Genomic DNA, 20,694 nt, shown 5'->3' on the forward strand with positions numbered 1-20,694 from the left:
CTAAATTATCCTGTCTTACAGCAGGTTTGTTCCGTCGGTTATCGCGGATGCACTACAGGTGTTTTGTATTCGTTGTATATAATAATTATAAGAATTGTTCTGTTCGGTGCGGCCGATCGTTATCTGAACGGAGCGTTTCCGGAACTGCGGTTTTTGATCCGTTAGCTTGGAGAGATGATGTCGGAAATCAAGGAGATCCAGCGCAAGATATCTGTGTTAAAACTGGCGGAGTCGCTTGGCAATGTTTCTGCGGCTTGCCGCCAGTCAGGAATATCCAGATCACAGTTTTACGAGTACAAAAAGAGGTTCGAGGCTGAGGGGTCCGATGGTTTGCGGAACCACCCTCCGCTTGCGAAGTATCATCCCAATAAGACGCCGCAGGAGGTTGCTGATAAAATCATAATGCTGGCTCTGCAGTATCCTGGCAGAGGGCCCAATTACCTTGAGTCGATACTTGCATCTGACGGCATCAGGGTAAGCTTTGTCACCATCCAGAAGATCCTTGAACGCAAAGGCCTTGGTTCCCGGCATGATCGTCAGATCGAGCTTGAAAAAAAATGGGCCGAAGATGCGATTGTGCTGAACCCGGGGCAGGTTGCTTTCATGGAACTTCGGAATCCTGAGTTTCGAGAACGGCATTGCATGAGTTCCAGACCCGGAGAGACGCTTTGTCAGGCGGCATTTCTCATGGGTTCATGCGCAGGAATCGGGCGCATCTATCTTCATGCGGTTGTCGATGCCTATTGCAGTTATGCGTTTGGAATACTGCATAGTTCGAAATCTCCCGAAGCCGCGGTTTCGTTACTGCATCAAACGGTATTTCCTTTTTACCGGCGGCGTCATCTGAATATTTCCCGAATCATAACGACCGGACCGTCCGGTTTATTCGGAGATGTCGATAAAACTTACGGTCATTACCTGAATCTTAACAGCATCGGCTGGAACAATAACGCCGGCGTCGAGCACGTCAATGGGTTTGTCGAACGTTTCAGGAGAACGGCCGCAAAAGATTTTTTCAAGCTCCGGTTGTATGACCCGGTTGCCTGCGATACCGTCGCCGAAGTACAGCATGAGTTCGATCAATGGCTGCACGCCTATAACAGGAGTCCTCACGAGGGCTATCGGAACAACGGAAAAACCCCGTGGGGACAGATCACCGGGTATCGTTCCTGAACGAATTACCGTTTTAGCGATTAACGATGCGGGTGTGCGATTTTCTTTATGTTCCTCTCGGATAATCCAAACCTTAAACCATAACAGCTATGGCAAACGAAACATCAAACGAGTTCCGGAACGCAATCGACAACCTGATGGAATCTGTCGGCAAGATCGGTCAGATGCAGGTGGATCTGGTTACGAGCGGCATTAAATCTGCCTCTTCGGCTTTCGAACCGCTGAGTAAATCATCCATTGACCTTGCAGGCAACGTCGTCAATGCCATTAATCAGGCATTGCAGAACGTATCGTCGGCTATTGCTCCGAAAAAATAAGAGGTGACGCCGATCGGAAAAGCGCCTTGTGATGCGGAGCAGGGGCGCTTTCCGGCTTATTGCTTTTAACCTTTTAACATACAATCCAACCCATGACAGGATCGGATACGTTACCCGTTCAGCTTCCCTCGGATGGCATACAAGGCCTGGCCATGATGGCCCCCGTGGTTGGTTTGCCTCTTTTGCTGCATGCTGTCGGCGGCGCAGTCATTACTGGTGCTGGTTTCGCGGCGGTTTCAACAGTCGTGAGTCCGATCGCTGCAAAAATATTTCAGGCGACGAACATGTCTGCCTCAGGGCATCGCCGGAGAATCGCAAAGGCTGTCCCTGAATTACCTGTTTCTGTACCCATTACCGTTACTGTTGTCGAGGAGTTGCCGTCAGGCAATGAAGATCGCATCCCTATTGCGGCGGAGGCCAATATCTGATACTGCGGGGCAAGACGGATGTCCTCGATCTCTTAAACCTCTCAATAACATTTATGCGATGTCAAGAATCTTATGGATGCAGGCTGTCAAAGGGGCATGGAGTTCATACGTGAAAAGGATGAACAACAGTATGAAGCCATACAGGATGGAAAATTACCTCAGTCAGGAAATCAGTATGGGGATGACGCTCGAAGAGTTCGCCGAGATCGTTTTTATTGAAGGTTTTGTTTCAGGCGAAAAATACAGTCGGAGCGTAATGAACGGAAACCGTAAGTGTGAGCCCAAACTCAACTGAATTACGGGTATACACGGTTCAAATTTCTTCAGAACTCACATGTTGTCAGAGTGCAGAAAATTCAGGGAATTACGGTTTGGGTGGCATTGCATCAAATGGCTGCTGCTCGAGAGGGAGTCCGTCCGTTATCTGTTTTCAGTACGGCAACGCGAACGGGAGATCTTTTAATACGCCCTGTTTTTCATTCAGGGATCGTTATCTTGAAAAACCATTAAACAGGTGATTGTTATGGCTCAATCGGATACAGCAACTATGGTGAAAAACGCGGTCGGGGTTGCAGGCGGGGCAGCGTTGATTGCTCCGGTCGCGCCGCCTCTCCTGCACGGACTTGCCGGCATTGCCGTGGTGGGGCTTGGTATTTTTGCGGCGGGTTCGCTTGTTTTCAAGGCTGCAGAGGCGTTCAAGGGAATGGATAATCCGTTGAAACCCAAAGGAGAACAGAAAAAAGCCATGTAGCACGACGAGCTTATCTGCTCAGGCTTTGAGAGACGGAAATTGTATATGCATGATCTGCTGCCGTTAAGTTGGACCAGAACAGCGTGTATCCGTCCGGTTTACCGGGATATTCCGCTTCCTTTGTCCCGCATCCGCTGGATCACCTGTGCCGATATTCCACACGCATTTTCCCTGCGGACTCTTTATGAAGACCTGGTGCAGGCATATCCGGCAGGCTTCGTTTTTCGCGGTTGTACTCCTGCAATGGCTGATTATTTTCTCGACAGGAGTTGCCGCATACTCAGGACAGGTTCGGAAGCGGTACTGGATCTCCGGAAAGCGGCCCCGGTCAGAAAAACCGTTGCGGGTTCCCTTGCCAGAGGAAAAAGGCATGGATATGTCGAAGAGGTGTTTTTTAATGACGAAAACCTGCATCGTTTCGAGCAATTCAGGCACGAAACCCAACATGCCGCAAAACCGCAGCTCATGCACCTGTTCAGGCAGGAGCCTTATCCCGGGTGTCGTTTGTTCGTTTTCAGGTCGTTTTCCGGCAAATGGTATGCAGCGATAACGTTATCGTCAAGAGGAGAGCGGGCGATGCATACGGAACTGATGTTACGGCATGTTGATGCTCCCGGAGATATTATGGAGTGTCTTATATTCGCCGTTCATGCGGCACTGAAAAACGAAGGATATATCGAGTGGAGTCTTGGAGAGGTACCGTTCATGATGCCCTCTCAGCCCTCGGGAGAATCGCGTAATTCTCTTGAGCAGTTCATGGTTGCGACGGCATCTTTTCTTCGATACGCATACGACCATGAAGCGCTGTACCGGTTCAAAAACAAGTTCGCTCCGATATGGCGTCCTGTGATGCTGTGTACAAGCAGAAACCCTTCCGTCCTCATGCTGACGGAGCTTGCCGTCAGCATGGGATATACCGATCTTCTTGCATATCAGTCGTTGCGACAGTTCGGCAGATGGTTCCTGCCGGCATGATTCGCCATGCTCAGAGAAACTTTTTTGCTGCGTCGAAAATCCCGCCCAGGCCGCTGCCGCCGAAATTGTCCGCGAGAGTATCGAGCAGGGAACCTTCCGGGCTGGCTTTGTCGATGATTTGAGGCAATGCGTCGGCAATCGCGGTTTTCGCGCTTTCTTCCGAAAGTCCGAGTTGCGAAGCGAACTCCCTGAGTTTATCGAGTCCGACGATTCCTGACACGGCATCCGGCGCAAGGGGTTTGTTTTCGCCTTTTCCAAGCCATGATGCCGCTATTTCTCCCAGACCTCCGGCCTGCATGCCGGAAAGCAGCGATCTGAAATCAGGCTTTCCGCCTTCTCCGCCGAAAAGACTTCCGAGAGCCGAACTGATCTGTTCGACAGGAATGCCAGTGGTGTTCCTGTCGCTGTTTCCCTGGATGACCGAAGCGCCAAGCTGAAGCAGTGATGAGAGGTCCATGGTTGCAGGGTTAAATGGTTAGTCGGATGTATCGGCGGTCTGCGCAAATTCCCGCTCTTTGTGTAAGTTATGGAGTGAACCTCTAAAAAGTGTGATGAGCGATCAACGTGCAAGGCGGACGGAGCGGAGAAACCGGAGTGTACACTTAGTACATGAGGATTTCGAGCACCGACCAACCCGAGCAATTTGAGTGCGTAATAACTTTTAAGAGGTTCACTGGATATTACGGAAAAAAATAATGGAATAGCGTAACGCCCATAAGCTGAAAATTCATGAGCATCGTTCTTCTCGATATCGGCAACGTGCTCGTCGATGTCGATTTCATGACATTCTGCAGAAAGGTTTCGCGTAACGGCGAAGTCGGTGCCGAGGCCATATACGGCCGATATTGCGCAAGCGAACTGAAAAACCGTTTCGATAAAGGCGCGATAGCGCCCTCATCGTATCTCGAAACGATTGCCGGCGATCCGGATACCCGCGCTGTCTGCATGCATGAGCTTAAAACGGCATGGCAGAATATTTTCGTCCCGAAACCGGATGTTTCGGATTCTGTGGGCGAGATTCTGCGGGATCACAGGGTCTGGATCATGAGCGACACCGATCCTCTTCATTTCACCCGGCTTCTCAATACTCTTCCGGTGTTGAGGGCCGCCGAACGATACTGGCTCTCTTTCGAACGCGGTTATCTCAAAAGGGAGCCAGAGGCATTTCAGGAACTGCTTTCCGTTTCGGGCAGGAATGCCGGAGAGTTTGTGCTGATCGACGACCGCGAAGACAACTGCCGCGCCGCGACCACCGCAGGCATCCGGGCGGTTCGCTTCAGGAACTGGAGCCAGGCATTGCAGGAGATGCGGATCAGGTAATTATTTCAGGGTGCAGGAGGTTGCCCGAGCGATGCTTTTTATTTCATCGTCCATCCGGATACCGGAAAGCGAAATCGAACTGCGTCCCATGCGATCACAAGGCGCAGGGGGGCAGAACGTCAACAAGGTGGAAACAGCCGTGCATCTGCGGTTCGATATCGGAACATCAACGCTGCCCGAACCGGTGAAGGAGCGGTTGCTGCAGATGAAAGATCGCCGTATTACCGCCGATGGCGTGATCATCATAAAGGCACAATGCTACAGGAGCCAGGAAAAGAATCGGGAGGATGCGATGCACAGGTTGCAGGAACTGCTGCAGCGAGCACTGCAGATCCCGGTCAGGAGAAAGCCGACCAGGCCGACCGGGAGTTCCAGGGAAAAACGGCTCGAAATCAAGAAAAGGCGTTCGGAAACAAAAGCGATGCGAAAACGCATCGATCTGTAAGGTTACGAATGGAAGATGTTGTGTTTGCTTGTCCTTTTGGTCCGTTGCTTCCGCGAGGAGTGGAAATCCGGCCGACCCGGAATGACTTTTCGGCCCTCAAGCTATTCAGCTGTCAGGCCGACTCGCAATTTACATCACCGGAGCCTGTTTCTTCGCCGTTTCGGCGACCAGTATCCTGTTGTTTTCGAGCTGTGCTTTCAATACCGAAATTTCAGCCAGCAGGTTGTTTCTTTCGCGGCGCGAAAGCCCGGGTTCCGGTTTCGACATAGCAAGCGCCGTAACGGGATTGATCGGTTTGTTGTTGTGGATCATGCGGAAATCAAGGTGGGGTCCGGTTGATGTGCCTGTCGAGCCGACATAGCCGATTACCTCACCCTGCCGGACTTTGCTTCCATTTCCGGCTTTCGGAGCATAGCGGCTCAGGTGCAGATACTGGCTGTGGTATCCCCCGCTGTGACGGACGGTGATCATATTGCCTGCGCCGCCTTTTCTTCCCCTGAAAATAACGACGCCATCGGCTATGGCTTTAACCGGAGTACCTGTGCTTGCGGCCATATCGACACCGCCGTGGAAGTGCCGGGTTCTGTGGATAGGATGGATCCGGTAGCCGAAACCGCTCGAAATCCGCTTAAAGTTGCAGGGCTGTATAAACTGCGCAGTTTTTCGCTCATCGAGCCGGTTTCCGTTGTCGTCGTAATAAGCTGTATCCCCGTTCGAATCGGTAAATCGGTATGCGCTGTATTGCTTCCTGGCAACCGACAGTTCTGCAGCAAGCACCTTTCCGGTGCTGATGAATTCGTCATCGAGCCATTTCTCCTCGAACAGGATCCTGAATTTCGTTCCGGGTTTTATATCCCGTCTGAAATGGACCTGGCTGGCAAACAGTTTTCTTAAGGGACGCATCAGTCCGGAGCGCTCCATCGAAGCCAGCTCGCGTGAGAGGCTTTCCGATACGGTACCTTCTATTGCTGCGGTTCTGTTTTCATATTCCTTTGCGTCGCGCCGTACCTTCATGTCGCCGTTTTCATATTCCCGCTCGATATGTATGGTGACGGCACGATTCTGAAAATAGGTGAATCGCCTGAAATCTCCGGAGGCGCCTTTTTCGAGCTCGTACCGCTGGCCGGGTTTGAATCCGCGGATTGAAAAGCTGCCCTTGAGCTGTCTGGTTACAGCGTTTACTTCAGTCGGAGTAAGGCCGTTCGACGTCAGGATAGTGTAGAGCGATTCGCCCGACAGGACAGTTTTATTATGGATCGAGGGTTTTACTTCCTTTGAGGCATCGTCGATGACCACGTAGTCGTCGTGACCTGTAAAACCGAGTTCATCGGCCCATGTGCCGGGCGCCGACTGATATATGTTCGCTGTGAATAAAATAAGGACGAGGGCTGCGGCTGACAGAGGGAGCCAGACCGTACGATCCGGACGGCTCACAAAGAGCCTGAATTGCCTTGCTGCATTGGAAATGAACGGTTTCAACGGTTTCATACGCAATCGGTTTCAGAACGGCATAAAGCGACTCTGCATAAATCGGAATTAAAGCAGGAAATTTACATATATGTTTTAAGAAAAATAATTTAAATACGCATCAAGTGCGTTTGTCCGGGGATTTTTTCTTTGATAAAGCATGTTAATACATGCAATTTTCCTTTCGCCAGGCAACACAGGAACCGTCAATCATGCCAGATCATAACGTTTTCATACCGGAAATAGACCGATACTGCGACCGATGGTGCGAACGGTGTGCGTTTACGTCGCATTGCCGTCATTATCATATCGAGCGCCAGTCCGGCCCGGATGCCGCACTTGACAAGCCCGATGTTTTCAATGCGGCATTCTGGATCGAACTCGACGAACAGCTCTCGGTACTCTTGAAAGGAATAGCGGAAGAAGAGCCGGGCCCTTCTTCGGCTTTTCCTGCGCCATCGCCGCATCAATCCGCCAGGGAGCATCCTTGTGCGAAGGCGGCCCTGCATTATGCCGGAATGATAGACGGGTGGAAGGATTCCGGAAAAATCTGGCCGTTGTTTCCCGGAGAAGCCGGGGAGATAATCCGCCACTATCATTGCTTTCTCTACCCGAAACTTGTCCGGGCAATAGAGGTCGGCATGACGACGAATTCCGGCCACGACAACCCGGAAGAAGCCGGAGAGCGAGCCGAAGGAACGGCAAAAACCGTTCTTATCGCCATTGACCGATCCCTTGCCGCATGGGGGATGGTCTATCGGGAGTATCCTGAATACGAAGATGCGGCGCTTGATATGCTGCTTCATCTCGATCGGCTGCGCAAATCCGTGGAAGCGCTTTTTCCCGGATCCAGGAGTTTCCGAAGACCCGGCCTCGACGATTGACCGCAGGTAACCCTCGGACTGTTTTTTTTAATCACTCTATCTTTATCGCTTTGCCATGCTGAAAACAAACGAATCCTCTCTTGTGGAATTTCTTCTGCAATGCCAGCCCGGCCCGCCGAGAACTCGCGGCAACTGGGAAGTTGACCATCAGGGAAAACCCTTTCTGCTTCCCTCGATCGGAGGCATAACCCTGAACGTGCAGGTCGGCGATCCGGCCTTCGGATGGGCCGGAGACCATGTGGAGCCGGGCGTCAGCTGTACGGCCGATACCCATAAGCCCTTCGAACATCCCAACGTCGGACTCCAGTTGTACTCCTGTGTCGGCAACAGCGCCACACTGACCTCCGGAGAAGCGAAAGGCGAGAAAGGCACGGTCATCGGCCACCATGGCGGTTCCGAACACCTCATCGTGGAATTTGCTCGCGACGTGAAGGAAAAAATGACCTACAGCGACACCATCATGATCAGGGCGAAAGGCCAGGGATTGAAACTCTCCGACTATACAGGCATAACGCTGTTCAATCTCGACCCCGATCTGTTGCGCAAGCTTGAAATCCGCGAAACCGGCGACGGAGTGCTCGAAGTGCCGGTCACGACGGTCGTACCGGCAGTCTGTATGGGTTCCGGCATCGGATCCGCCCATGTGGCCAAGGGTGATTACGATATCATGACCAGCGACCCCGAAACCGTCAGGGAGTACGGTATCGACAGGATCCGTTTCGGCGATTTCGTTGCGCTCATGGACCACGACAACCGGTACGGCAGGGCATACCGCAAGGGAGCCGTCTCCATCGGCATCGTCGTCCACAGCGACTGCCTCGAAGCCGGCCACGGCCCCGGAGTCACCACCATCATGACCTCTGCCGAACCATTAATCAGGCCGGTCATCGACCCGAAAGCAAACATCGCCGACCTGCTCGGCATCGGAAGCGGCGCAAAAAAGAAAAAAGGGATAAAGTCATAGAACAGTTATAACCGTTTACGATATAAAGGCTTGCGTGCGATGGAATTATTCTGCTTTCCGGCGCGTTATTGTTTTTTTATACGTGTATCTGTTTTTGATAGCACTTTTAAAAGGAGAGTCAGCCATGTCATTGAAGCTTTATGGAAGGGACCCGCTGAAGATGTTCGAGGATGTCTTCAACGACAAGGTATCGCCGTTCTTTTCTTCCATGATAACGCCTTCCTTCAAGGTCGATATCAGCGAAGACGAGCAGGCGATCTATGTTTCAGCCGATATGCCCGGTATGAAAAAAGAGGATGTGAAGGTTTCGATGGAAGATGATGTTCTGTGCATCAGTGCCGAACGCAAGCAGGAGGAGGAAGAGAAGAAAAAAGGGTATCACCGTATAGAGCGCACGTGGGGCAGCATGAGCAGGAGCTTCACGGTGGGCGATAACGTGGATGCCGATAACATCCAGGCTTCGTACGATAACGGCGAGCTGAAGATCACGCTGCCGAAGAAGGAGGCGGAGCCAAAGAAGGGCAAGGAGATCGAAGTCAAGTGATTGCCGGATGAAACATGGGAAATGAAAAACCCTCCGTATGCAGGAGGGTTTTTCTGTTTTTGTGTTGGAAGCCGCCTGTCAGCAGTTGCGTACCGTCGACGAGGTGCGGTCCTTGATGGTGGTTTCGTCGAAGGCGTCCCAGTCGTGCTCGTCGTGCTCGCGCTGGTAACCGGCTTCCTTGAGACCGAAGCTCATGTCGGCAACCATTTCCGGACGCAGTTCCTTGAGGTTCTTCACCTCGTCCTGGGTCAGAATCCTCGACTGGTCGAAGCCGAGATCGATTTCGATCTTGCGGTTCTTGGTCTTGACGCGGTCGATATCGTAGAAACGCTTGGTGATGGTGGTCTGCGCGAAAGCCTTGAGACAGCCGAGCATGTACTTGCGCACATACGGATCCTTGATCCAGGGATAGCTGAAGAAGGTTTTGCGCGCGTAGAACCGTGCGTATGATTTCAGTACGCCCTTGAGTACGTCCTCGCGCTCCATGTTGTCCGGCTTGATGATCGGCGAGACGAAGTTGTAGCGGGAGTAGTCGCGCACCTCCACCTTGTCGCCGAGTTCCTTGAAGAGATCCGAGAAAGGCCACGGCGTGTAAATGGTCCAGTTCGCCATATCGGGATCCCAGTCCTTGCAGAGCTGATAGGTCTCTTCGATTGTTTCAGGCGTTTCGTGTTCGAGACCCATGACGAACTGCGCTTCGGCAACGATGCCGTTTTTCTGCAGCAGCTTGATGGCAAGCTTGTTCTCTTCGATGGTGGTCTCCTTGCGGAAACGGTTCAGGTTCATCTGGCTTGCCGCTTCGGTGCCGAGCGAAACGTGCACGAGGCCGGCCTTGCGGAAGAACGGAAGCAGGTCTTCGTCACGCATGATATCGGTTACGCGGGTGTTGATGCCCCAGGTCACGCCGAGATTGCGGTCGATAAGCTCCTGGCAGAGCGCCACGAACTTCTGTTTGTTGATGGTCGGTTCCTCGTCGGCGAGGATGAAGAAGCCTACATTGTATTTTTTGACGAGAATTTCGATTTCGTCAACGAAATGCTTCGGAGAGCGGGCGCGGTAACGGCGCCAGAACTGCCACTGCGAACAGAAGGTACAGGTAAAAGGGCATCCTCTTGCAAAATTCGGTACGGCAAGGCGGCAGTTGAGAGGCGTATAGATGTACTTGTCCCAATCGTAAAGGCTCCAGTCGGGAGTCAGGCTGTCGAGATCCTCGATGACCGGATGTGCCGGCGTCGCGAAAACCTTGCCATCGCTGTCAATATAGGCGATGCCGGTGATTTCGCCCCGGTTCTGCAGGTCGGTGCCCGCTGCGATCTCCTTTATCAGGTTGACGGCGATTTCTTCTCCTTCGCCACGGATCACATAGTCGGTTTCGGGCGCCTCGCTCAATACCTGCGGGTACATGAATGTCGAATGAATACCGCCCATGATGGTGCGGATTTTCGGATTGACCTTCTTGGCTATTTTCATGATATCCTGGGCCTTGAAGATCGACGGCGTGATATTGGTAGCCATCACGACATCCGGATTGTTTTTCCGGATGATCTCTTCGATCTGATCATCAGGGATGTCGTCGGCCATGGCGTCGACAAAACGAATTTGATCGAACCCGGCCTGTTTCAGGGCGCCACCGATATAAGCAACCCAGCTTGGCGTCCAGTTACCGGCAATTTCAGCTCCACCTGAATGATAATTAGGCTGAATCATCAGTATTTTCATCGGTATCCACCCTCCAGATATGTGTGTTGTATTACGAAATAGGGAACGCTGTTTTCCAGTGAACAATCAGGAACCTGCCCAGCCCCTGAAAAAAATCCCCGAATAATTAATTTACAATTTATTTATAAAATTGTCATAAGCTTTTCTCGGGATGCTCATTTGCGAGAGGTATTCATCAGCATGGTGTGGTAGAAGCCGAAACTGATTTTTTCGCTGTGTTTAATCTGCATTCCGTTTTCAATGATGGCTTTCTGCATCTCTTCGTCCCGGATCATCTGGATGGTCGTACGACGTTCCTTTTTCGGGAAATAACCGCCGATCCAGTGCTGGAAAGCGAGGATGTTGTTGTACGGAGCATAGGTGAAAATCACCGAACCTTTCGTCAGACTGCTCAGGTTTGCGAACGCCTGGCGGAAGCCTTCGGCCGGGTAGTGGATGAGCACGTCGAAACAGACCACGGCATCGAAGGAGCCCTTGACCGATTCGATCGTGTTGACCTCGAACTCGATGTTGCCGGCGACGCCCTCTTTCGTCGCGTCGGCTTTTGCCTTTTCCACCATCTGCGAGGCGATATCGACCGACTTGACCTTGTAGCCGGCTTTTGCCAGGCGGATACTGAACAGTCCTGTGCCGCATCCCGCATCGAGCACGGTTGCCCCTTTCGGCAGACCGAGCTGCTGCAGCCAGTCGAACGCCCTGTCCATCATGACCGCATGGCCCTGGCGGACGGTATTGCGCACGGTTGAGAGTTTGTCGTCGCCGTAGATCGATGCCCAGCGCTGGAAGCCCTGGCCGTTGAAATACGAGCGAAGCATGTTCTTGTGTTCTTCGGCATTGAAAGAGGAGCTGCTCATGTTCGGGTTTTTGTCGTTGATAATTAATGTGATTGTTATTTCGATTCAGCCCTGGGCACTCTCCGCTCCCTCGATTTTGGACTCGAGATCTTCGTAAAGTCGCTTCAGGTCTTCGATGGTTTTCTCATCGGTATTCCAGAATCCCCTCGAATTGGCTTCGAGCAGCCGTCGTGTCATTGACGTTACGGCATGCATGTTCAGATCCGTCAGCCTTTCGAGCATCGCAGGATCTTTCAGGAACGTTTCGTTGAACTGCTGATATGTCCAGTCGCCCACAGCCGACGCCGTTGCGCTCCATCCGTAGGTGTTGCTGAGGTGCGACTCGATCTCCCTCACCCCCTGGTACCCGTGTTCGAGCATCGCTTCGTACCACTTCGGATTGAGCAGCTTGGTGCGGGCTTCGAGAGCCACCATTTTTTCGAGCGAGGTTATCCGCTGCTTCGTTCCGAATCCGTTGATATCGCCCAGCAGAACGTCGGGTTTCGAACCGCTCAGATGCTCCACGGTTTTGGAAACTCCGCCAAGATACTCATAATAATGATCAATATCAGAAATCCCGATTTCATAGCTGTCGATATTCTGAAAGGTCACGGTAACGTTGCGCAGGGCGGAGCGCAGGGCGTCGGGGCACTCCTTCCACTCTCCGCTTTCGGTTGCGGCGAAGCTTTTGCGGCTCACGAACGCGTCGGCAAGCTGCTTTTCCTCCTCCCAGGTACTGCTTTCGACCAGATGGTTGACATTTGCGCCGTAGCTGCCCGGAGCGTTGGAAAATACCCTGTTCGATGCATCGGAAAAAGAACAGTTTTTTTCCTGCATTTCAAGCAGGACATGTTTTCTGACATAGTTCATCTCCACAGGTTCATCAGCCGCGGCGGCCATCCTTGCGGCTTTGTCGAGCAGCTTCACCTGGGGAGCGAGCAGATCCCTGAAAATACCGCTGACGGTGATAACCACGTCGATGCGCGGCCGTCCCAGATCGTCCAGCGGTATCAGCTCGACGTCGCTCGTTTTGCCCAGTTCGTCGGTTTTCGGTTTCGCTCCCATCAGCGCGAGTGCTTGCGCTATGCCTTCGCCGTCGCTTTTGAGATTGTCCGTTCCCCAGAGGATCAGGGCGATGGATTCCGGAATGCAGCCGTGTTCCTTCCGGTATTGCCCGATCAGCTCCCGGGCGGAAGCGATGCCGGCCCGAGAGGCATAAGCTGAGGGTATGCTGTAAGGATCGAGGCTGTGGATATTTCTTCCCGTGGGTACGATATCGGGATTGCGCACAAGATCGTTGCCCGGAGAGGGCGGAATGTAGGCCCCATCGAGCGCGCGCAGGACAGCCTGCAATTCGTCGTTTACGGCAAGGTTGCCGAGAACCCTCTCGAGAAACTGCCAGAACTTCTGCAGGTCTGTGCTTTTCAGGCCGGCTTTGCGGTTGAGAAAGCTGTCCGCTTCCGATACCCTTACCGGAAAGCTTCCTTCAAGGATGGTGCGGGTATCCGGACCGGTTCCGGTTCGTTCCGGGGATAAATGCCCGGTAAAGAGCCTGATCGCCTCCCTGCAGAGCGAGAGGATCTCCTGCCACTCGCTCAAGGCGTTCCGGTCGCTGCCGGTACGTTCGAGCAGTGCGCGGCAATCGATGTTTCTTGCGTTGCAGATGAGTTCCGGAAGCGACCGGTTGTCGAGTTCCGGACGGCTGTGTTCTGCGAGCAGAGCAAGATGATCGACCAGTCTTTCCGCAGAGGGCGCTTCGCCCATGATGTGCAGACCCATCGGAATCATTCGTTCCTCGATCAGGTAGAGTTCGCTGCCGAGAGCCGAAAGATACGCATCCCTTTCTTCCGGAGCATGTCCGGTCTGGATGTCGAGTTCTGCCGCAAGCATTCGGATCTCCTCGAAAATTTCCTCCTGAGGCTGCCGCCCGGCGGCTGCCAGAAGATCCCTGAGCTTGCGCAGGCCCTTGTAGAGCCCCGCATGTTCGAGCGGAGGGGAGAGGTAGCTGACGAGGGTTGCAAAACCGCGCCGTTTTGCGATGGCTCCTTCGCTCGGGTTGTTCACACAGTAACAGTAGAAGTTCGGCAATGTTCCGATCAGCCGTTCAGGCCAGCACTCGCAGGATAGCCCGGCCTGTTTGCCCGGCATGAACTCCAGCGCGCCGTGCGTACCGAAATGCAGAACCGCATCGGCGTCGAAACAGCGCTCGATCCATGTGTAGAAAGCCGCGAAAGCATGGTTCGGCGCCGCATCCTTTGCCATGAGCAGTCGCATGGGATCCTTCTCGTAGCCGAACGAAGGCTGCTGGCCTATAAAGACGTTGCCGAACCGGCAGCCGAGAATGAGGAACCCGTTACGGTCGGCGAGGATCTCTCCGGGAGCGTCTCCCCAGAACGGCTCTATTTGGCTGTAAGCCGCAAAGAGCTTCCGGTAGTCGCCGGTCGGCAGATTTGCCGCAACGTTGCCGTCCGTGCCGTAGACGAGCCTGTTTCCTTCGAGCAGGCGCTCTTTCAGCTCTTCGATGCCAGCAGGCATCTCGACCGCGTAACCGGCTTTATGCATTTGGCCGAGCAGCCGCATGAGGCTTTCGAAGACATCAAGATAGGCAGCGGTACCGGCGTTGCCGAGATTCGGCGGGAAATTGAAAAGTACTATGGCGATTTTCTTTTCAGCCGCAGGTTTGTCGCGCAGACGGAGAAAACGGTCGATTCTGCCGGTTATGGCCCGAATCTCCCGTTCGAGGGGGATTGTTCGGTCGTTGCCGGTGCCGGCATAGACATGGGGTTCGATGGAGCCGTCAAGCTCAGGCACCGCAACGGAAAGCGCGGTCTGCAGCGGAGTCAGTCCCTGGTCGTTCTCTTTCCACTGCCCGATGGACTGGAAGGAGAGGGGGATGAGATTATAACAGGGCGTATCGAGCTTTTTCAACGCCTCGACCGCTTCTGCAGCCCTCGTTTCCGCAGGACCGCCTACAAGCGAAAATCCTGTTGCGTTGACAAGGAGCCCCGGCCTGATCGAGCCGGGTCTTTGCGGATCGAAAAACCGGTCGAGCGCGGATCTGAAATCGAGTCCACCGCTGTAGGCTATGCAGGCGCCGATACCTTGCGATTCCAGTTCCCTGACGATGTATTCAAGGTGCAGCAGGTTCCTGCTCAGCACGGTCGAACGCATGGCGAGGATTGCGACCGGGCCTTTTTTCAGTTTCGGGCGGTTGTCCTGCTGCCATTTCATGAACTCCCGGGCATTCAGAAAGTGCTCGGGAGCATCCGGGTGGAAAAGTCCCGAATCGGGATAGAAAACCGGGTCCGACTGCGGCAGCTTTCCTTTCCAGTCAGGCACGTAACGGTCGGCTATGAGCGAAAGGAACCGCTCCATGTTCTCCTGCGATCCGTTCAGCCAGAACTGGTGGGCGGCAATGAAGGTATGGATGTCCCGGGCTTTGCCCGGAATGTACTTCATGATTCTGCCGACATTTCTTGCGAGCGCGAGCTGCCGCCGGCTTTCGCCGTGGCTGTGCTTCGGTTTGAGCTTCGCTGCCCATTGCCTGAAAATGCCGGGTTCTTTCTGCTGATCATCCATCGGCTTGCGCAGCGAGAACTTACCCATTTTTGTTCGGGTCAGCAATGCCGGATTGCTGGTGATGATGCAGATCGGGCATGCAGCTTTGTCGAGAAGCGGCTCAAGCGGACGAACGATCTCTTCGCTGAACAGCATCGAACCGAAAATAAAATCTGCGGAACTGAACGCGCGTTCCAGTTTCTCCCACTGGTCGCTGTCGTGCCGGAGGCCGAGGTTGAAGAGAGAAACCTCAATTCCGGTATCGAATCTGCGGTTCAGCTCTTCTGCAGCGCTTTTGAGTGCGCTGTTGTTGGTGGCCTCCATCGTAAGGAACACAAAACGCATAAGGTCAACCTTGTTTTGACACGGGTTGTTTTTTAAACCTGACAGGAATTACATGGCTGCTTGCCGCTGAACGGTCAACGGCGGCCATAATGGATCCATGCATTGAGCAAAAAGGGGCATGGACGCTGTCAAAGGTTGACGCTTAAATCAGAAGAACCGGGTTCTGCTGGAGAAGATTGCGAGGAAAAGCTGTAAAGACAGGGGAGGTCGGATGGTCTGAAATATAAACCGAAGAATGGCGCGGATAGGGAATGACGCATAGAGGCGAGGCATGGTGGTGCTGAAAGCGTATTCCCGATGCGCTGTCATGCGAAGAAGCGTTGCCTATAAACGGAACAGCATGCTGGAAGGGCGAGTGGAAAAGCGTCAGGCTGATCGAGTACAATTCGGCCGGGCATCCGGAACCCTGCTGCTGCTGCGCGCGTGATTTCTGTTTCGCATTGAAGGTCGCGGTTTTAGCGTACATGCTGAACCCGACAACCGATACTACGAAAAAAAGCGCTATCTCAAAGAAACGCCAGACACTGCGCGATATATTGCTTCTGCCAGATGCCATAAACGCAATTTTGCGAAATATACCAAATAGAAAGCGTAAAACGAAAAGCCCCTTCAACCAGCCCCTGTGTTTGGCCGGCAGGACTGAAAAAGGGGCGAAGATCTCTGCCGGGTCTTTTCCAGTCCTGTTTCAGGTATCGTTCAGATTTCGATGCCTTCGAGGCGGTCTTCCAGGTCGCTGTATATCTCCTGAAGTTTCTCGATCATGTCGGGATCTGCGCTCCACATGCCGCGGCCGCTCGCTTCGAGCATACGCCCCACGATATTCTTGAACGCTTTCGGATTCACCTTCATGAGCCGTTCACGCATGTTCGGATCCATCGCATAGGTCTGGGCGGCTTCCTTGTAAACCCAGTCGTCAACTCCCTTTGTGACGGCATCCCAGCCCAGCATGTAGGTGAAGCGGTTGCTGATTTCCGTCGCGCCACTGTGGCCCTGTTCGAGCATGGTCTCGAACCATTTCGGGTTGAGCAGCTTGGTGCGGAACTCCACCTTCAGCGCCTTGTCCGCGTCGTCGATTTTTACGTCGGCCGTAAAAGTTTCAACATAGTTCAGCTTTACGTTGTCGCCTTTCGGGTTTCGGCGGCGGGCGGAGAGCTGCAGCGCTCCGGACGAAGAGAAGTAACGGTCGATATCGGAAATGCCGAACTCCGCCGAATCGACCTGCTGTACGACGCGGTCAACCGTGCCGAGCAGCCCTTTGAGAATGTCGGTCTGCTGATCGCCGTACCGGTTTCCGCCGTAAGCGAAGCCGGTGCGCTTGACGAACATGTTGTCGAGGTCCTCTTCCGACTCCCATGCCGAATCTTCGACCAGCTCCTCGACCTGGGAGCCGTAAGCTCCGGGAGCCTGGGTGAAGAGGCGCGAGGTTGCGCTTTCAAAGTCCTTGCCCTCGGCGACGGCGGCATCGACATGCTTTCTGATGTGGTTCATCTCGTGCGGTTCGATAGCCCTGGCGGCATCTTTCACCAGTTTGTCGAGATGGTCCACGAGCACGCCGAAGGTGTCGCGGAAAATCGAGCTGATCTGGATCAGCACGTCGATACGCGGCCTGCCGAGCCTTTCGAGCGGGATGAGCTGGTAGTGGCTGATCTTGCCCTGCGCGTCGTAAGCCGGTTCGGCGCCCATCAGGTGGATGATCACCGCTACGGCTTCGCCCTTGCTCTTGATGGTGTCGAGGCCCCAGAGCACCTGGGCGATGGTTTCGGGGTACTCTCCGTTATTCTCTTCGCAATGCCTTTTGATGATGGTCTCGGCGATCTGCTTGCCGCGCTTGAATGCGAGCTCAGAAGGAATGCGCCACGGATCGATGGCATGGATGTTGCGCCCGGTCGGCAGGATGCCGGCGCCGTCGCGGACAAGATCGCCTCCGGGTCCCGAAGGAAGGTATTCGCCCCGAAGAGCCCGCACGAAACTCTGCATTTCGCCGCTGTTGTCGTCGAGCGCGCGCTTCATGGTGATGCCCTCTTTCAGCGAGTCGTTGATCGCTTCGGCCAGCTCCTGCGAAACTTTCGCCCCGCCGGTCAGCACGTTGAAGACCGTCGTCGGATTGGACTTGCCGAAAATGGTCTGGCCGATGAACTCCCTGGTGATATCGTCCACTTTTTCTCGCACCTTGAGCGCAACCTCCTCGCCCCTGCGCGCGCGGGTGGCCAGCGTCGCATAGTCGCCGTATGTATTGCTTTCGCCGATGGCGTGCAGTACCACGGAAGGCAGCGACTTCTCGTTGCCGCGTACCTTCAGGTACTCGGTTATGGTGGTGATCTGGCTTTCAGGCAGCGGCGTTTCGCCGAAGACGTGCAGCGAATTCGATATCAGACGGCATTCCAGCTCCGTCATGTAAGTGTAGAGCCTGCTGATATAGTTGGTGAAGGTCTCGTTTTCCAGGCGCGGACAGTCGTCCGTAAGGTTGAGCTGCTGAGCCTTTTCGATAATGGCTTCCTCGGTTTCGACATCGACGATTTTTTCGAGACCGCGTTCGCGGTAGTCGTTCAGCATCTCCTTGAAGGCCGGAAGTTCCTTGTAAAGGCCGGCGCGGGCCAGCGGGGGGATGTTGTGCGAAATCATGGTGGCGTAACCGCGGCGTTTTGCGATGTTCGCTTCGCTCGGGTTGTTGACCGGGTAGATATAGAAGTGCGGCACCTCGCCGAGCAGCGCGTCCGACCAGCAGTCGCCGGTAACGCCGAGCTGCAGGCCGGGCATCCACTCCACGGTGCCGTGCATGCCGACGTGCACAAGGGCGTTGGCCCCGAACTCGCGGCTGATCCAGCGGTAGAACGCGATGTACTGGTGGTGCGGCGTGTTTTCCTTATCGAAAAGCAGGCGCATCGGATCGCCCTGGATGCCGAGGCGCGGCTGAACGCCGATGAATACGTTGCCGAGTCGCAGACCGCCGACGAACAGCCTGTCGGTGCCTACCGGCACGATGTCGCCGGGGAATCCGCTCCAGCGGCCCTCGATGCGTTCGCGCTCGCGATCGGTGGTGATTCTGTTGAACGTCTCGCGGTCGAGAGAGAAACAGTCCTGCTCGTGAGCCTGGATCTCGTAATCGGTGGCACGATCGAGCATGGCAAGCAGCGCTTCGGGCGATTCCGGAAGCTCGCCGACCTCATATCCTTCCTCTTTCAGGCGTTCGAGCATCTTATAGACGCTCTTCGGAACGTCGAGAAGCGCGGCACTGGCTTTCTTGCCCATACCCGGAGGATAGTCGTACACGACGAACGCAACCTTCTTCTCCTTGTTTGGAAGCGTGCGCAGGTCTGAAAATTTCTTTGCTATGCCCGAAAGCCGTTCCAGACGGTCGGGTACGGTCTGCAGGCGTCCGTCCTTTACCGCGCCGAGTACGACAGGGCAGACCGCGCCGTCCATTTCAGGCAGCGAGTAGGTCATTGCCGACTGCAGCGGCACGACGCCCTGCGATTTCCACGAATTGAAATCCTGTATGAAAAGCGGTTGCGAGACTACGTAAGGCGCGTTGATCTTGCCGAGAATCTCGTCGCGCGCAGCGCTCGAAGCTCCCGGGGTTGTGGCGCCCGCCGGGCCGCCGACGAAGCCGAAGCCCATCATGTTGATGAGCATGTCGGGGTTGGCATGCGTGAACCACTCGCGAGCGGCGACGTGGCCCTCGACGCCCATCACGAAAACCGGCAGGGGATTGAGCCCTTTCTGTTCGATGGCGCGGATGGTGTTGTCGATATACTCCTTTTCCTGCAGAAGGTGCTTGCGGAAAAAAAGCATGGCGATGTTGCGTTTTTTCGCGGCGCTCCTGTCGCGCTTCTGCAGCCACTTTTCGTAGTGGTGAAGATCTTTCAGATATTCCGGAGCATCCGGATGGTAGAAGCCCATGGTCGGCACTTCCTGAACTTTTTCGGCCTTCACGCCCACCTCGAAATACTCGGCCATGATGTAGTTGAACATCGATGCGAGATTCTCGGTGGTAGGATGCATCCAGTAGGTGTAGACCTGCATCCAGTTCTTGAAATCCTTCGCTTTTTTGGGGATCAGCGGCAGCATGGTGCGCATGATCTTGAGCAGCTTCATGTAGCCGTAAAGCGCATCCTCGTCGCGCCCCTTCACCAGCATTTTGGCGACCTTCTTGACGATGTCCGGCATGCCGCTGCCGTCTCCCGACACCACATAGTTTCCGACCCTGGTCAGCTGCATGACCTCGGGCATCGATTCGTAAGCGAAAATCGTGCGTACCTTCGACTGCTCTATCTGCTCATGCAGCCAGTCCGCCTGACCCTTGAACTGAATAAGGGTGGTGAAAATGCAGTCTGCATTGCGGATCGCTTCGGCGGCTTCAGGGTTCTGATGCTCCAGATCCTGATCGGTCCATTGGGTCAGATCGGCATGAGCGCCGATTTTTTCCCGTACTTCGCGCCAGACCCGCTGGTTGCATTGCTCCATCCCGACAATAGCGGCAATTCTGATTTTATCGTGCATAAGGATAACAAAGATGTGCTGTGATTGTGGTTTTCCAGGATTGAGAAATGTAAGAAAATGATTCGACGAATGCTAACGGCAATTGAATCAGGAGGGAGGAGCGGAAGATCGTGAGCCCTCAGCCGTGAGCGCGGGGTATGGAAGAGGAAGATGTTTGCCCACGGATTGACACGGATTGGCACGGATTATTGGGCTAAGCGCTATGGGTTATGATTTCTTGCTATTGAGCCATCCAGCTGTCTCGCTATCCGGCAAGAAGAGGAAGAACGCGGTTCCCGCTGATTGGGAGCGGATTTTCACGGATGGGAAGATTGTGGGCCGTGAGCGGTGGGCGGTGGGATTGAAGAGGAAGAGGTTGCCCACGGATTTTCACAGATTGGCACGGATTGAAGAGGGTGAGATTGGGTTAAGTGTTATGGGTTATGCTTTCTTGCCAGTGAGCTATCATGCTGTCCCGCTATCCGGCAAGAA

General features: G+C 54.1%; 19 protein-coding genes. 12 read left to right on the forward strand and 7 right to left on the reverse strand.

The features are described from left to right. Nucleotides 1-174: 174 nt before the first annotated feature. From K4305_RS01815 to K4305_RS01840, 6 genes are all read left to right on the forward strand, one after another. Nucleotides 175-1,173: a helix-turn-helix domain-containing protein gene (locus K4305_RS01815; RefSeq protein ID WP_331560627.1), complete on the forward strand. Its 999-nt coding sequence runs from the start codon at nt 175-177 to the stop codon at nt 1,171-1,173. A gap of 89 nt (nt 1,174-1,262) precedes the next feature. Next, the gene (locus K4305_RS01820; protein WP_331560628.1) at nt 1,263-1,490 is read left to right on the forward strand and encodes a chlorosome envelope protein B; all 228 of its coding nucleotides are present in this window, start codon (nt 1,263-1,265) and stop codon (nt 1,488-1,490) included. Nucleotides 1,491-1,582: 92 nt separating this feature from the next. Beyond that, on the forward strand, nt 1,583-1,918 hold the full coding sequence (locus tag K4305_RS01825; protein ID WP_331560629.1) for a hypothetical protein: 336 nt from the start codon (nt 1,583-1,585) through the stop codon (nt 1,916-1,918). Between the two features lie 58 nt (nt 1,919-1,976). After that, nucleotides 1,977-2,213 (forward strand): hypothetical protein, encoded by a 237-nt coding sequence (locus K4305_RS01830; protein ID WP_331560630.1) that lies wholly within the window; start codon nt 1,977-1,979, stop codon nt 2,211-2,213. A gap of 228 nt (nt 2,214-2,441) precedes the next feature. After that, nucleotides 2,442-2,669, forward strand: a complete 228-nt coding sequence (locus tag K4305_RS01835) for a hypothetical protein (protein ID WP_331560631.1) — start codon at nt 2,442-2,444, stop codon at nt 2,667-2,669. A 45-nt stretch (nt 2,670-2,714) separates the two neighbouring features. After that, entirely contained in the window at nt 2,715-3,644 is a 930-nt protein-coding gene (locus K4305_RS01840) for a phosphatidylglycerol lysyltransferase domain-containing protein (protein ID WP_331560632.1), read from the forward strand. A gap of 10 nt (nt 3,645-3,654) precedes the next feature. Here the strand turns inward: K4305_RS01840 and K4305_RS01845 are convergent, their stop codons facing one another. Continuing rightward, nucleotides 3,655-4,101 carry a YidB family protein gene (locus K4305_RS01845; protein ID WP_331560633.1) on the reverse strand — a complete coding sequence of 149 codons (447 nt, stop codon included), beginning with the start codon at nt 4,099-4,101 and terminating at the stop codon, nt 3,655-3,657. A 272-nt stretch (nt 4,102-4,373) separates the two neighbouring features. On the opposite strand from K4305_RS01845, the gene K4305_RS01850 reads away from it, so the two are divergent. Together K4305_RS01850 and arfB are read left to right on the forward strand one after the other, a co-directional pair. After that, on the forward strand, nt 4,374-4,964 hold the full coding sequence (locus K4305_RS01850) for an HAD-IA family hydrolase (protein WP_331560634.1): 591 nt from the start codon (nt 4,374-4,376) through the stop codon (nt 4,962-4,964). A 31-nt stretch (nt 4,965-4,995) separates the two neighbouring features. Next, entirely contained in the window at nt 4,996-5,409 is a 414-nt protein-coding gene (gene arfB / locus K4305_RS01855) for an alternative ribosome rescue aminoacyl-tRNA hydrolase ArfB (protein WP_331560635.1), read from the forward strand. Between the two features lie 129 nt (nt 5,410-5,538). On the opposite strand, the gene K4305_RS01860 is transcribed toward arfB, so the two are convergent. Further along, nucleotides 5,539-6,897, reverse strand: a complete 1,359-nt coding sequence (locus K4305_RS01860) for a M23 family metallopeptidase (protein ID WP_331560636.1) — start codon at nt 6,895-6,897, stop codon at nt 5,539-5,541. 191 nt (nt 6,898-7,088) lie between these two features. On the opposite strand from K4305_RS01860, the gene K4305_RS01865 reads away from it, so the two are divergent. The 3 genes from K4305_RS01865 to K4305_RS01875 all read left to right on the forward strand — a co-directional run bounded on the left by K4305_RS01865 (nt 7,089) and on the right by K4305_RS01875 (nt 9,268). After that, nucleotides 7,089-7,760: a hypothetical protein gene (locus K4305_RS01865; RefSeq protein WP_331560637.1), complete on the forward strand. Its 672-nt coding sequence runs from the start codon at nt 7,089-7,091 to the stop codon at nt 7,758-7,760. A 55-nt stretch (nt 7,761-7,815) separates the two neighbouring features. Next, a complete protein-coding gene (locus tag K4305_RS01870; RefSeq protein ID WP_331560638.1) occupies nt 7,816-8,724 on the forward strand; it encodes a DUF4438 domain-containing protein in 909 nt (302 codons plus the stop codon). Between the two features lie 124 nt (nt 8,725-8,848). Continuing rightward, nucleotides 8,849-9,268 carry an Hsp20/alpha crystallin family protein gene (locus K4305_RS01875; RefSeq protein ID WP_331560639.1) on the forward strand — a complete coding sequence of 140 codons (420 nt, stop codon included), beginning with the start codon at nt 8,849-8,851 and terminating at the stop codon, nt 9,266-9,268. Nucleotides 9,269-9,346: 78 nt separating this feature from the next. Here K4305_RS01875 and bchE read toward each other — a convergent pair whose 3' ends face one another. The 5 genes from bchE to bchH all read right to left on the reverse strand — a co-directional run bounded on the left by bchE (nt 9,347) and on the right by bchH (nt 20,223). Next, nucleotides 9,347-10,987: a magnesium-protoporphyrin IX monomethyl ester anaerobic oxidative cyclase gene (gene bchE / locus K4305_RS01880; protein WP_331560640.1), complete on the reverse strand. Its 1,641-nt coding sequence runs from the start codon at nt 10,985-10,987 to the stop codon at nt 9,347-9,349. Nucleotides 10,988-11,142: 155 nt separating this feature from the next. Continuing rightward, a complete protein-coding gene (gene bchM / locus K4305_RS01885) occupies nt 11,143-11,841 on the reverse strand; it encodes a magnesium protoporphyrin IX methyltransferase (RefSeq protein ID WP_331560641.1) in 699 nt (232 codons plus the stop codon). A 45-nt stretch (nt 11,842-11,886) separates the two neighbouring features. Next, nucleotides 11,887-15,768: a magnesium chelatase subunit H gene (locus K4305_RS01890; protein WP_331560646.1), complete on the reverse strand. Its 3,882-nt coding sequence runs from the start codon at nt 15,766-15,768 to the stop codon at nt 11,887-11,889. Between the two features lie 97 nt (nt 15,769-15,865). Further along, a complete protein-coding gene (locus K4305_RS01895; protein WP_331560642.1) occupies nt 15,866-16,279 on the reverse strand; it encodes a hypothetical protein in 414 nt (137 codons plus the stop codon). Between the two features lie 140 nt (nt 16,280-16,419). After that, nucleotides 16,420-20,223, reverse strand: a complete 3,804-nt coding sequence (bchH, locus tag K4305_RS01900; protein ID WP_331560643.1) for a magnesium chelatase subunit H — start codon at nt 20,221-20,223, stop codon at nt 16,420-16,422. Between the two features lie 202 nt (nt 20,224-20,425). Here bchH and K4305_RS01905 point away from each other — a divergent pair. Continuing rightward, the coding region (locus tag K4305_RS01905; protein WP_331560644.1) for a hypothetical protein at nt 20,426-20,694 on the forward strand (269 nt) is incomplete at its 3' end.

It is taken from the genome of Chlorobium sp., from assembly GCF_036528655.1.
Classification (GTDB): Bacteria; Bacteroidota; Chlorobiia; order Chlorobiales; family Chlorobiaceae; genus Chlorobium.